At 44.1% G+C, this 14,260-nt stretch carries 12 protein-coding genes; 1 reads left to right on the forward strand and 11 read right to left on the reverse strand.

Going from position 1 to position 14,260, the window contains the following annotated elements:
• Window positions 1-23: 23 nt before the first annotated feature.
• Window positions 24-605 carry a TIGR00730 family Rossman fold protein gene (locus tag IR135_RS07965; protein ID WP_135098364.1) on the forward strand — a complete coding sequence of 194 codons (582 nt, stop codon included), beginning with the start codon at window positions 24-26 and terminating at the stop codon, window positions 603-605.
• A 28-nt stretch (window positions 606-633) separates the two neighbouring features.
• Here IR135_RS07965 and IR135_RS07970 read toward each other — a convergent pair whose 3' ends face one another.
• From IR135_RS07970 to IR135_RS08020, 11 genes are all read right to left on the reverse strand, one after another.
• Window positions 634-1,197 (reverse strand): GNAT family N-acetyltransferase, encoded by a 564-nt coding sequence (locus IR135_RS07970; protein ID WP_115885864.1) that lies wholly within the window; start codon window positions 1,195-1,197, stop codon window positions 634-636.
• A gap of 19 nt (window positions 1,198-1,216) precedes the next feature.
• On the reverse strand, window positions 1,217-1,552 hold the full coding sequence (locus IR135_RS07975; RefSeq protein ID WP_135098366.1) for a hypothetical protein: 336 nt from the start codon (window positions 1,550-1,552) through the stop codon (window positions 1,217-1,219).
• Window positions 1,553-1,564: 12 nt separating this feature from the next.
• Window positions 1,565-1,825, reverse strand: a complete 261-nt coding sequence (locus IR135_RS07980; RefSeq protein WP_115885866.1) for a hypothetical protein — start codon at window positions 1,823-1,825, stop codon at window positions 1,565-1,567.
• A 104-nt stretch (window positions 1,826-1,929) separates the two neighbouring features.
• On the reverse strand, window positions 1,930-3,612 hold the full coding sequence (locus IR135_RS07985; protein ID WP_135098368.1) for a glutathione ABC transporter substrate-binding protein: 1,683 nt from the start codon (window positions 3,610-3,612) through the stop codon (window positions 1,930-1,932).
• A 294-nt stretch (window positions 3,613-3,906) separates the two neighbouring features.
• Window positions 3,907-5,586, reverse strand: coding sequence for a glutathione ABC transporter substrate-binding protein (locus IR135_RS07990; RefSeq protein WP_135098370.1), 1,680 nt, complete (start codon window positions 5,584-5,586; stop codon window positions 3,907-3,909).
• Window positions 5,587-5,763: 177 nt separating this feature from the next.
• A complete protein-coding gene (locus IR135_RS07995) occupies window positions 5,764-7,437 on the reverse strand; it encodes a glutathione ABC transporter substrate-binding protein (protein ID WP_135098372.1) in 1,674 nt (557 codons plus the stop codon).
• A gap of 277 nt (window positions 7,438-7,714) precedes the next feature.
• A complete protein-coding gene (locus IR135_RS08000) occupies window positions 7,715-8,686 on the reverse strand; it encodes an alpha/beta hydrolase (protein ID WP_135098374.1) in 972 nt (323 codons plus the stop codon).
• 28 nt (window positions 8,687-8,714) lie between these two features.
• Window positions 8,715-9,380: a DUF6320 domain-containing protein gene (locus IR135_RS08005; RefSeq protein ID WP_135098376.1), complete on the reverse strand. Its 666-nt coding sequence runs from the start codon at window positions 9,378-9,380 to the stop codon at window positions 8,715-8,717.
• Window positions 9,381-9,382: 2 nt separating this feature from the next.
• Complete coding sequence (locus IR135_RS08010; RefSeq protein ID WP_135098378.1) at window positions 9,383-10,657, reverse strand: alcohol acetyltransferase; 1,275 nt, start codon at window positions 10,655-10,657, stop codon at window positions 9,383-9,385.
• Window positions 10,658-10,830: 173 nt separating this feature from the next.
• Window positions 10,831-12,510, reverse strand: coding sequence for an ABC transporter substrate-binding protein (locus IR135_RS08015; RefSeq protein ID WP_135098380.1), 1,680 nt, complete (start codon window positions 12,508-12,510; stop codon window positions 10,831-10,833).
• 45 nt (window positions 12,511-12,555) lie between these two features.
• Complete coding sequence (locus IR135_RS08020) at window positions 12,556-14,238, reverse strand: glutathione ABC transporter substrate-binding protein (protein ID WP_228063463.1); 1,683 nt, start codon at window positions 14,236-14,238, stop codon at window positions 12,556-12,558.
• Between the last annotated feature and the right edge of the window lie 22 nt (window positions 14,239-14,260).

Here is a 14,260-nt window from a genome sequence, read left to right on the forward strand (position 1 = left end):
TTAACATCATAGGAGCATACTTTATGAACGTTAAAAAAATTACTGTATTCTGCGGTGCAAAAACCGGGAAAAACAAAAATTATGAAAAAGCTGCCTATAAATTAGGCGAAGATGCTGCCCGTAAAAACTTAACCGTCGTTTACGGAGGCGGCGCAACTGGTCTGATGGGCGCAGTCGCAGACGGCGCGCTCGCTGAAAACGGCAAAGTCACCGGGGTGATTCCGCAGTTTCTTGTCGACCGCGAAGTCGCTCACCCCGGCGTCAGTGATATGCGCATCGTGCAGTCTATGCACCAGCGCAAACTTGAGCTGGAAGCAGAAGGCGATGCAATTATTATGATGCCCGGCGGTGCCGGCACCCTTGAAGAATTCTTTGAAGTTTTTACTTGGGGACAGCTCGGTCTGCATGAAAAGCCGATTGGCATATTGAACGTTGACGGTTATTTTGATGCGCTGAAAACCGTAATCCACAAATCGATTGAAGAAGGTTTTCTAGAAGAGCGTTATCTTGATATGCTGTTCATCCATGATAACCTTAACGATATTCTTGAGGGCTTTGAATCATATGTCCCTGTAGCAGTGAGAACTTACGAAGATTTAAAATAAGCAGTAAAAAAAGAGCACGGATTCAAGTTTACAGTTTGAATCTGCGCTCTTTTTGTGTGGATTTTTTAAACAGCACGTGCCGTTTCAAAGAATGCCCGTCCATAATACCCGGATGATCAAAAGTCTGCACCGGTTCCATGCCGATTTTTTCCATAATATTAATCGAAGGAATATTCCGCACTGCTGTATAAGCGTAAACTTCCTTAATATCCGTCTGGCGTTCGACGAATTTTAATACTCCGCGGGCGGCTTCTGTCGCAAAGCCCTGGTTCCAGTGTTTCTTTTGAAGCCGCCAGCCTATTTCTATACAGGGCAGGAAATCAAAATCGAGAGTGTCATCTGCTTCCAGTACGTGAATTCCCGTAAAACCGATAAATTCATTCGTATCTTTCCGTTCAACAGCAAACAGACCGAAGCCTCTGTCGATAATGCACTTTTGAGCGGTGCGCGCATATGCAACAGATTCCTCGGGTGTTACCAGCGTTGGAAAATAGCGCCTGACGTCCGGATCCTGATTCATTCTAATAAAGGTTTTTAAATCACTTTCCTGCCAGTCGCGTAAAATCAGACGTTTTGTCTTAATATATTTCATTTTACTTCAGGCCTATCTATTAAAGTTCTGCTTCATTTTGAATCGGCACATCGCGGCGGATGTAACTGATTAAACGCACGGTAAATTCACTGTTTTCAAAGTCGTAGTCTTCAAGATTTTTCTTCTTGTTATCCGTTGTCACGACTGCATCGATGAAGTCGACCGTATGCTTTTCTTTAAACGTAATAGTAAAAGTTTCAAAGCCCTCTTCCGGTGCCGGTTTTTTCACGACAACACGGTTAATCGAACCTTGAACATCTTCCAGTTCGCCGCCGGTAGCCGCTTCAATTTCTTTTGCCAGCTCTTCGAGCTTCATTTTTTTACCTTCAATTAAATAAAACTTCTCTTCATGCATGATAAAACTCCTTTACTCTTCGTTTTCTTCTTCATCTTCCTCTTCATCAGGCTGCTGGTTTTCTTCGAATTCCTGCTCGAGTGCCTCCAGTTCTGATTCTTTCGCATCCACATTCTGCTGAAGCGCTTCATTATCACCCTGCAGGGAATTAATTTCCTCTTCCAGCTCAGCAATTTCATTGTTGACGTTTTCCAGATCTTTTTCCGCCTGGGTAGATTCGCTGCTGCAGGCCGCAAGTCCCAGTACAAATATTAGCATTATCAGTTTTTTCATCATATCCACCTATAGTTAATCTTACCCAATATTATACCATTCATATGTATATTTTTAAATTTATAGAAAAAACCCGGCAAAAATGCCGGGTCCTTCAATCTTTACTATTCTTCAATTGTTACCTGATCCACATGATAAATACCCTGTGCATCAACCCAGAAATTCTGAACGTTGGCATTTAAGCCTGTTAAGTAGTTCTGGTGGTGAATGTAGGCCATTGGCGCTACATCTACGAGATAATCTTGAAGTTCTGAATAAATTTCAAGTCTCGCTTCTTCATCAGTTTCCTGACGTCCTGCTTCAAGCAATTCGTCTACTTTATCGTCTGATAAGAATGAACGGTTACCCGGGTCACCATGCATTGATGAGTGGAATAACGGATAAGTACCGTAGTCCGCATCACCAGTTACAGTTGACCAGCCGAGGATAAACATATCGTGGTTTCCTGCAGCTGTTTCTTCCAAGTACGCGCCCCACTCAAGCTGTTCAACAGTTAAGTTGATGCCGATTTCCTGCAGTGATTCCTGCAGATAGATTGCAGTATTTACACGTTCCGGGCTGTCGTTAGTCCAGATTGACAGATCAAGCCCGTCTTCGTAACCTGCTTCTGCCATCAATTCTTTAGCACGTTCGATATCGTAAGAAATACCTTCAACATTTTCATCGTAGCCGAAGACACCCGGAGCTAACGGCCCTTGTGCCGGAATACCTACACCGTCGTATACTCCGCTGATAATTTCTTCGCGGTCAATAGCATAAGAAATTGCCTGACGTACTCTTTCATCGTCTAAAGGTTCTTTTTCAGTGTTAAAGCCGATATAAGAAAGTGACATTGATTCTGTTTCGTCAAGTTCAGTCTCTGCTCCATTAGCAATACGGTCTGCGTTGCTCGATTCAACAGCACCTGCAACATGGGAAGTGCCCGATTCGATTTCAGCAATACGTGACGCCGTTTCTGGAACTACTTTAAATGTTACTGTGTCGAGTGTTGCAGCTTCACCGTAGTAATCGTCATTGCGCTCAAGGACAACCTGCTCACCCGGTGTGCGTTCCTGTAATTTAAAAGCGCCTGTTCCTACAGGATTTGCAGTGACGTATTCGCCAAGATCAGAAGAAATTGCATCCTGAACTTCCTCAGCATCACCGCTATCGCGTAATTCATAATATTCTCCTGCAGTCATATCTTCACCTGCAGCGTCAAGTGCTTCCTGGTAATCAGTATCGATTACATCTTTACTGATCATTCCGCCGCCATCATGTGCAAGGTGCGCAAGCAATGGAGCGAACGGATATTCAGTTGTAATTTCAACTGTGTACTCATCTACTGCTTCAACATCGCTAACCATTTCGTATAAGAACATACGTGGTGATGCCATAGCCGGATCAAGTACGCGTTCTAAGTTGGCAACAACAGCTTCCGCGTTGAAAGGTGTGCCATCGTGGAAGGTTACATCGTCACGGAGAGTAAAGCTCCATGTTGTGTCATCTACCTGTTCCCACTCAGTCGCAAGACCAGGTTCAACTTCCATATCTGCATTCAGGACAGTCAGTCCATCGTATAAGTTGTAACGCACGTTTGATGATGGTACGTCGTTATTGCCGTGCGGGTCCATTGAAACAATGTCACTCATTTCAGAGATAACAAGGTCCTGGCTGCCGGCCGGTGTACCTTCTGATGCGCCGTCTTCAGCTTCAGGCTCAACGTCGCTGTCGCTTGTACAAGCTGCCAGTACTAATGTAAACATCAGTACAATACTTAAAGTAAGCAGTTGTTTAAGGCTCTTCATTATGTATTTCCCCCTAATTAATTTTAAATTTTAAGATTATTTCGAATCCTAAAATTTCACTCTTACAATATTACCGCAAAACAATTTTTCTTACAAGGTTGAATTTTGAAAAAATTATCATTGCAATCAGTAATAATTATTCCTTCAAATTTCAACCATCCTCACTATAGCATGCTCTTTATTCAAAATAAAGCGCTTTCAATAATTTTTATGAGTGTGTGTATATTAAACACAGTTAAAAAAAGACAGCCATGACATTTCACTTTGTCATGACTGTATAATGAAATTTTATCTTTATTCACTATCAATATAAGTTTCGCTGAAATCCAGCATGTTGAAACCGTTGGCTTTAAATTCATGGACGTTGTCGTTATATGCATTTAAATATTCTCCGTGACGGATAAAAATGGAAGGTGCTTCTTCAATAATTATTTCCTGGGCATCGATATACATTGTTTCGCGTGTATCTTCATCAGTTTCCTGGCGTGCATCGTCCAGCAGTGAATCGAGTTCAGAGTTGCTGTAGAATGAACGGTTCCCGTTATTCCCGTGGTTTTCCGTATGATATAGTGACGTAATCGTTTCATCCGGGTCTCCCGTCGTGTTGCCCCAGCCGAGGATAAACATATCGTGTTCCGCATTGCCTGTCGCATCGAGATAAGCACCCCACTCGACTTGTTCAACATTCAGCGTAACACCGATTTCATTCAGTGATTCCTGCAGCCACAAAGCGGCATCCAGACGCTCGGGGTTATCATCATTTACCATCAGATTAATCGTTAAATCTTCTGCGCCTGCTTCAGCGAGCAGCTGTTCAGCGCGCTCCATATCGTATTCAAGACCTTGAAGTTCTTCGGAATAACCGAGCAGGGCCGGTGCAAGCGGACCGTTCGCCGGTATACCGGAACCATTATAGACTCCATCGAGCACCGCTTCGCTGTCAAAAGCATGCGAAATTGCCTGACGGATTTTCGGATCATCAAATGGTTCCTTGCTTGTATTGAAACCGATATAGTCAACGTTAACAGCATCGCTCCGCATTAAGGTCATGCCGTCCGTCTCCTCAATACGGTCGGTATTGCTTGTCAATGTGGATAGAATCGCATCCGACGACCCTGATTCAAGTTCCGCAATGCGAGTCCCCGGTTCTGTTACAACTTTAAACGTTATACTTTCCAGCAGTGCCGGCGTATTCCAATAATCGTCGTTGCGTGAAACTGCCGTTTCCTCACCCGGGCTTCTCGATTCAAACTTAAAGTAATTTGTGCCGACAGGTCCGGTTTCTACCATTTCCCCGACAAACTGGCTGATGTCTTCAACTGCAGCATCATAATCATCTCCGCCCGCAGTTCTCAGTTCATAATACTCCTCCAGTGATAAATCACTGTCCGCCTGTTCCAGTGCATTTTCATAATCCGCGTCAATCAGTTCTTTACTGATCATTTTACCGGCACCATGAGATAAATTATTTAACAGCGGTGCATATGGATATTCTGTCACGAGTTCAATATTGTAATCATCGATAATATTAACTTCGCTGACCATATCAAGGAGTGAAGAACGGGCAGAAGCTCTTGCCGGGTCCTGAATACGTTCTATGTTCGCTTTCACTGCATCAGCATTAAAATCGCTGCCGTCGTGAAACTTCACACCTTCCCGCAATTTAAAACTCCACGTCGTATCATCAATCTGCTCGTACTCTTCTGCGAGAGCCGGCACGATATTTAAATCCTCATCGTGAGTAACAAGCGGCTCGTAGATTGTATCCCGTATCTGTTCGGACGGATCGTCGTTACTGCCATGCGGATCGAGCGACACGATATCCGATGGAATCGCAATAGTCATATCGCCGCCTTGTTCTTCAGCGCCAGTATCAGAGCTGCCCGTTTCTTCATCAACATTGCTGTCATCTATACATGCTGTGAGAATGAACAGGAAAAATACTGTCAGTGAGATAAAACTAAACCTCTTCATGAAAAACGCCCCCTGCTTCTAATATTCACTTTTATATCACCTATACCCCGAATACGTACTAATAGTTTTATATTCCGTAAAAACTTTCAATTTTTTACAATAGAGTGCTGAATCGAAAAACTGCCCGGAAATCCTATTCTTAAGATCTCCGGGCAGTTTACCTTGCCAGTTTTTCACTTATTGAATTGAAGTGCCTCTGAAGTTGAAGATGTTGTACGCATCGCCTTCGAATCCTTCAACGTGATTGCCGTATGCGTTTAAGTTTTCCCCGTGACGGATAAAGATTGCCGGTGCTTCATCTACTAAAATTTGCTGAGCTTCCATATACAGTTCTTCGCGCTCACTTTCTTCAGTTGACTGGCGGGCTTCATCTAAAATACTGTCCAGTTCAGGGTTGTTGTAGAATGAACGGTTACCAGTGTCACCGATGTTATCACTGTGGAACAGCGGTGAGATTCCGTTATCCGGATCACCTGTTGAGTTGCTCCAGCCAAGGATGAACATATCGTGTTCCCCTGCGCCTGTCGCTGCAAGGTACGCGCCCCACTCAACTTGTTCAACGTTCACTGTAATACCAAGGTTGCTTAATGATTCCTGCAGCCACAGGGCTACGTCTACACGTTCAGGGTTATCATCGTTAACCATTAAGTTAATTGTTAAGTCTTCTACACCTGCTTCATCCAGCAGTTCCTGGGCACGGTCCATATTATATTCCAGACCTTCAAGGTCTTCAGAATAACCGAGTACTCCCGGTGCAAGCGGTGCTTCTGCCGGTGTACCTGATCCGTTATACACTCCATCAAGTACAGCCTCGCTGTCAAATGCATGCGTAATTGCCTGGCGTACTCTCGGGTCGTCAAACGGTTCTTTTTCAGTATTGAAACCGATGTAGTCAATCGATACTGAATCATTGCGCAGAAGTGTTACATCTTCGTTATTTTCCACGCGGTCAATATTACTGGATAGTGTCGCTAAAATTGCATCTGATGAACCTGACTCAAGTTCAGCAATACGTGAACCTGGTTCAGAGACTACTTTAAATGTTACACCGTCAAGCAGTGCTGTGTCTCCCCAGTAATCATCGTTGCGTACTACAGCAGTTTGTTCTCCAGGGCTTCTCGAATCAAACTTGAAGTAGTTTGTTCCAACAGGTTCAGATTCAACAAGCTGGCCGACAAAAGAGCTGATTTCATTTGCTACTGCTTCATGCTCTTCTCCGCCTTCAGCGCGCAGGTCGTAATACTCTTCAAGAGATAAATCGCTGCCTGCTTCATCGAGTGCCTGCTGATAATCTGCATCGATCAAATCTTTACTGATCATTTTGCCTGCACCATGAGTTAAGTTGTTCGCAAGCGGTGCAAAAGGATACTCAGTCACAAGTTCTACAGTGTAATCGTCGATAACGTTAACTTCGCTCACCATCTCGAGCAGGAATGAACGCGGTGAAGCTTTCGCCGGGTCTTTTACACGTTCAATATTCGCTTTAACGACATCTGCATTAAATTCACTTCCGTCATGGAAAGTAACACCTTCGCGAAGTGTGAATTGCCACGTTGTATCGTCAACCTGTTCATACTCTTCAGCTAAGACAGGAACAATTTCAAAATTCTCATCCTGTGTTAAGAGCGGCTCATAAATTGTATCGCGGATTTGTTCCGACGGTACATCGTTACTGCCGTGCGGATCCATCGATACTGCATCACTTGGTATTGCCAAGGTCAGAGTACCGCCTTCTGCAGCTGCAGTCTCTTCCCCTTCAGTTGCTTCCTCTTCCACATTACTGTCATCAGTACATGCTGCGAGAATAAGTATTAATACGCCGAGCAATGCCATAAAACTAAATTTTTTCATTTGATTCCCCCCAATTCAAGAAGCTGTAAGCACTTCTTATAATATTCAGAATTTTACACTAGAAGTTAAAATTATACAACTGTTATTTCAGAAAAATCTAATTATTGAATACGCTTACTTATTTAATGGTTATTGGAACGAGATTTTATATTCTCAAGATGTAGCTTTGGGATGGTAAATACGATGCGGTGTTGTTAATCAGGACTATAGAATTATTCTATTATCCAAAAAAATCGCAAAAAAAGAAGCAGAATCACTGTTCTGCTTCCTGAAGATTTTAATTATCATATTCCAAAAGGATATCCTTAATCTGCCTTCTTGCTTCAATACCTTCTTTAATCGGATAGAGCGGAAAGACATGATTCTGCATAGCATATTCGTAATACTCGTAATCTGCCCGGGCTTTATCGAGCAGTTCAGCGTATTTCCTTGCATCTGGCAAAATAATTTCACGCGTTCCTGCAAACAAGTATAATTTCGGCAGACCAGTTAAATCACCAAACATCGGCGATACTTTGTAATGGTCTGGTGCAGCATCACCCGACCAGATTTTCCCGATAACTTTTAAATTATCTGTTTTCAACATCGGTTCCACCGCTTCAAATTTTTCAATTTCAGGATTGCTCAGCGTAATATCGAGCCAGGGTGAAATGACGATTTGCGCCTTCGGCAGCGGCAGCGATGCTTTTTTTATCCATTGTACAAGCCCGAGTGTCAGTCCTCCGCCTGCAGAGTCTCCCATAATGATTATATTTTCACTTTCCTGAACGAGCTGTTTATACAAGTCCTGCACTGCTTCGTATGCTTCGATATAAGTATGTTCCGGTGCCTTCGGGTAAATCGGCACGATAAATTCCATGCCTGTTTCTCTGACGAGTTTGCTTAAAAAACGCCAGTGGAATACGGACGGCTGATGAATATAACCGCCGCCGTGCAAATACAGTACCCGCTGTCTGCTCTTCGGGGTCTTTGGTGACATGCTGAACACTTTCATGCCCGACACTTCACAGCTTTCAATATGAGAGGTAACGATACTTTTTGGAATTTCATACTCCCGCCGGTTTTCTTCAGCATTACGTTCGAGCATTTCCTCATTCACGTCTTCTAAATCAAAGTTCGCAACTCTGATTAAATCTTCAGCCAGTTCGCTGCCGATACTTCTCTTATGTACAAACAGCGCCCGGTATATATACATAATGACACCGAAAACTGCTGTCAAAACTGCCGCACCTCTAAATAATATTTTCATTTTACCCGTCCCTTTATCTTCTATTATATTAAAAATGGAATCTTCTGCCGAGCTGTGTCATGAATGACTGGTTGGCAATCAGCAGCATTGCAATAAATGTTGCTGCACCGAACGATGCTGCGGATACGCTTGGCCACAGCACGTCTGCCACCCCCGTAAAGTAAAGTATAAGCGGCAGAAAACCGAGCGCAATCATCAGAAGCAGAAAGCTGATGTAGCCCGTCCATTTCAGACGGACCTTTATAATGATAATTGAAATCAGCATGATGCCTGCAATAATCACAAACGGCACGACGTAATTGACCGACCACTGCATTGAACCCGACATGCCGTCGATTACGAGTAAAAGTATTGTCAGACTAACGACCTGGGCGGTTATCTTACCGCCGAGATGCGAGGCTGACAGTATCGTATGGTTCAGTGATACAAGCAGATAAAAGACTGCGACCGCCACATAGAATACCCACAGGAAATGCGGCATAACTATTAAGTTCACTATAAAGCAGATCAGCGTTGCAAGTATACCGCCGATAATTGCGAGTCTCGATATGCGTGCGCGCATTTTATATTCCTGCTGATCGTAGACGGGGTACGCCCTCGTTTCTTCAGTATTTCTATCTTCAGACAGCAGCTTATGGCACAGCGGACATGTATTTTCCGCCGTGACGATTTCGCATTCCGTGCATCTGTTCATTGCTACTCACCCCATCCGTTTGAAGATACTGTCACATCAAGTCCTGTCAGTCTTGTAATTTCTTTAAAAAACGTTTTTATAATTTTATTTTCCTCTATTGAACGTGAAAATGTAATCGTTAATTTATCGTTTACTGTTGCCGTGCCGCAGTTAATCGGACTTTTATTTGTCGGATAAAGTACGACATCCATCGAATCGGCATAGGGCCGCATCGATTCCGGCAGCTGAATATTGCCGAGGTTCGACAGAGTCAATGTCTTTGCCCTCTCGCCGAACTGGTTAAATGCAAAACGCATCACCGGATATTTAATGAATACGGGAACGATTCTTAGCCATAAATGACTTTGAAAGGCCACGAACCGGTTAATACTTTCCTGCAGAAAATTCTTATCAGTTTTAGCAATCAGCTGCTGTGTTACCTGTTCGATAATTTCTTCAAGCGGTACATCATCGCTCATCCTCACACCAATATTCGAAACCGAAAAAAAATTTCGGATAGATACCGAAGGGAAATGCCGCCGCAGACTGACCGGCATCGCTACTGTTATTAGTGAAGATTTAGATTTTTCCCGGTGTTTTTCCATATGAATGACTTTTATCAGCAAACTTGTTAAAAAACCTGTCAGCGAGGTACCCTCGGCTTTTGCAAATGTATTGAGCGCTTTGGCATCGACTATCCCCTGAATAACGTTAATTCCCGGCGGGTTTAATGTCGTACCTTTCAGCTGGTATGCTTTCTTATCGCTTGATGCCGGATTTTTAACCGCACGCGATGTTGCATATTTTTCGAAGCTGTCTTCCACTTCTTCTCGTTTTGGTGCATCGTGCGGCAGCATAATATATGTGCCGTCCGCTTCAACCGGTTCACCTTTCAGCAGTAAATACTCATACGCTAATGTTTTTAAAAATTCGGCTGCACCGCCGCCATCTGTCAGTGAATGGAATACTTCGACTGAGATGCGTTTTTTAAAGTACAGCACACGGATTAAAAATGCATTATTCTCTTTTCTATCTATCGGTGCACACGGATAATCCGTTTCTTCTTTAACGAGCAGCACCTGATCATTCTGTTCAAGGAAATCCCAGAACAGTCCTTTACGGACTCTGACCGTCAAGGTAGGGAACCTCAGCACAACAATATCCAGTGCTTCCTGCAGAATTTTTGGATCAACCATTTCGTGAAGCGTCATCGATACACGAAAGACTGCAGAGTTCGAAGCGTTCGATACTGCATGAAATATCTTCCCTGTATTATCTATTTTATACCATTGATCCATGTTACAACCTCCGAAGAAAATATTGAGCATTTTTTCTTTACTTACTATATATTGTAGAGCCAAAAGAAAGAAAGAGCTATTTTTTTCTTTTACTCTGATAAATGTAAATTCAAAAGAAAAACAGAAGCAAAGTCTACTATAGTAATAGCAGTTCTGCTTCTGTCCAGTGATTGTTACTCAGTTTGTTCTTCCAAGGTGACCGTTCTGAAATCGGGTTTCGCCAGGTGTCCTGTGTCGAGATTTCCAACTTCTGCACGTGCTGCATGAGCACTTGCCGCCTGTCTGATAAAAATAGACGGCTGTTCTTCAACGAGTATCTGGTCAACTTGTTTATAAATTTCCGCCCGCTTATCCGAATCTGATTCCTGACGTCCCTCTTCAAGGAGTTTATCGACTTCTTCGTTGTCAAAGAAGGCACGGTTGCCGCCCGGCCCTTTCATTGAAGAGTGGAACAGCGGCCACAGCCCCTGGTCCGGATCGCCTACTGCATTCGGCCAGCCTAGGATAAATAAATCATGTTCGCCGTTCGATATAGCTTCGAGGTAAGTACCCCACTCAAGCTGTTCAACTTCAAGATTAATACCGATTTCTTTCAGCTCTTCCTGCAGCAGCACCGCGATATCAATACGTTCAGGTACATCGTTCGTCATAATTTTTAAGCTCAGGCCGTCTTCATAGCCCGCTTCTTTCATTAACTCTTTTGCACGCTCCGGGTTATGTTCAAGATCTTCCAGATCCTCGTCGTAGCCGAGCACCTCTTCCTGCAGTGCGCCTTTCATCGTGCGCCCCTGACCGTAGTAGACACCTTCCATAATCGCTTCTTTATCCACCATATGAGCAATCGCCTGGCGTACCTTTTTGTCGGCTAGCGCACCTTTTTCTGTATTCATTCCGACATATTCATTGGAAATATTATATACACCGTCTTCGGTGACTATTTCCGGATTATTTACAAGGCGGTCCCACTGGGAATTTTCAATGCCGTAGATAAAGTGGGACTGGCCGGTTTCAAGTTCTGCAATACGCGCTGTCGCTTCGGTTACCACTTTAAAGGTCAGCGTATCAATTTTTGCAGGTTCACGCCAGTAATCATCAAAGCGTTCAACAACTACTGATTCCCCGGGAGTTCTAGACTGAAACTTCATGTATCCTGTACCAACCGGGTTTTGTTCAATCACTGCACCCGTATCACTGCCGATTGCATTCGCAGCTTTATCGAATTCTTCGCCGCCTTCAGCTCGGAGTCCGTAATATTCATCTGCCGTCATATCGAGCCCGGCATTGTCAATTGCGTTCTGATAATCTTCATCGATAACTGCTTTAGAAACGATACCGCCGGCATCGTGCGCCAGATAATTCGGCAGCGCCGCAAATGGATATTCCGTTACCACTTCGACCGTATAGTCATCAAGCACATTAATTTCTTCAATCATTTCAAAAATATTCGCCCGTGATGACGCAACAGCCGGGTCAACAATACGTTCGATACTCGCTTTAAAAGCTTCCGCATTAAAGTCTGTGCCGTCATGGAACTTCACATCATCTCTCAACTTAAATTCCCAGGTTGTATCATTCACCTGTTCAAAATCCGCGGCCAGTGTCATTTCCGGTTCCATATTCTCGTCTATATCAAATAATCCTTCATATAACACATCTCTCCGCTGATCCGACGGCAAATCATTCTGCCCGGCCGGATCAAGTGATGAAGTATCACTTGCATAAGATGCGATGAAATCTCCCCCTGAAGTATTCGTTTCGCCGTCTTCATCTGCAACTTCCACATTTGCATCACTCGTACAAGCTGCAAGTCCAAGTGCCATTGCAGCGATAGTTAAACGTTTGAAATACTTCATCTTATACATCCCCCTGGATTAAGGTCATTTTTTTATGATAAAACCCTACTGCTCATTAATAGTGACATTTCTGAAATCCGGTTTATTAAAGTGGCTGATATAGAGCCCTTCTACTTCGGCACGTGCAGCATTCGCACTCTGGGCCTGCCTGATAAAGACTGCCGGCTGTTCTTCTACGAGTATTTCATCAATTTCCTGATAGATTGCTTCGCGCTTGTTATCATCCAGCTCTCTTCGTCCCTGTTCAAGCAGCTCATCAACTTCTTCGTTGTCAAAGAAAGTACGGTTGCCGCCTGCTCCCTGCATCGATGAATGGAACAGCGGCCAGATGCCCTGATCCGGGTCGCCGACAGGATTCGGCCAGCCGAGAAGGAATAAGTCGTGTTCTCCGTTTGATACTGCTTCCAGGTAAGCACCCCATTCAAGCTGTTCAATATTTAAATTAATTCCGACTTCTTTCAGTTCTTCCTGCAGGTAAATCGCAAGGTCGACACGCTCCGGTGAGTCATTTGTCATAATCGTTAAGTCAAAGCCGTCACCGTAGCCTGCTTCTTCAAGCAAGTCTTTCGCACGTTCCGGATCGTACTGGAGATCTTCAAGATTTTCGTTATACCCGAGAATCTCCTCTTGAAGAGCGCCTTTCATGGTGCGGCCGATGCCGTAGTATATTCCGTCCATAATCGTTTCTTTGTCGACCATATGGCCGATTGCCTGCCGTACCCGTTTATCTTCAAGCGGCCCTTCTTGTGTGTTCATGCCGACGTATTCGTTAGACAGGTTGTACACCGGATGTGTTTCCATTTCCGGATGGTTCTCTATACGGTCCCACTGAGCATTATCAAATCCCTGAATAAAATGAGACTGGCCGGTTTCAAGTTCAGCGATTCTTGAGGCATCTTCTGCAACGACTTTAAATGTGATCGTATCGAGTTTTGCCGGTGTATCCCAATAGTCATCGAAGTGTTCAACGACTACATTTTCACCAGGTGAACGGGACTGAAATTTCATATAGCCTGTACCGACAGGGTTTTGTTCGACGACTGCGCCGGTATGACTGCCCGCTTCTTCTGCTGCTTCTTCATAAGCTTCGCCGCCGTTTTCACGCAGGCTGTAAAACTCATCCAGTGTCATATCAAGTCCTGCTTCATCGATCGCATTCTGATAATCTTCATCGATAACCGCCTTAGAGACCATACCTCCCGCATCGTGTGCCAGATAATTCGGCAGTGCCGCAAACGGATACTCCGTAATGATTTCAACTGTATAATCATCGATAACGTTGACTTCTTCTATCATTTCGAAAATATTCGCGCGGGATGATGCGACTGCAGGATCGACAATTCTTTCGATATTCGCTTTTACTGCTTCAGCGGTAAATTCAGTGCCGTCGTGAAACTTAACTCCTTCCCGCAGATGGAACTCCCAAGTCGTCTCATCTGTCTGTTCGTAAGTCTCAGCAAGACGCGGTTCCGGTTCAAGGTCGTCATTTAAGTAAAGCAGTCCTTCGTAAATCACATTTCTGCGCTGATCCGACGGCAGATCATTTTGCCCTGCCGGGTCAAGCGAAGAAACATCCGTGGCGTAAGATGCAACAAGATCTCCGCCTGCCGCCGGTTCTTCTGTATTTCCTTCTTCATCTGAAACTTCGACATCCGAGTCGCTCGTACAGGCAGCGAGCACGAATATAAGTGCAGCCATTAATAAATATGTATAATATTTCTTTGCCAATTTACAGCCTCCGTTGTTGTGA

Source organism: Jeotgalicoccus nanhaiensis, from assembly GCF_015235105.1.
GTDB classification, from domain to species: domain Bacteria; phylum Bacillota; class Bacilli; order Staphylococcales; family Salinicoccaceae; genus Jeotgalicoccus; species Jeotgalicoccus nanhaiensis.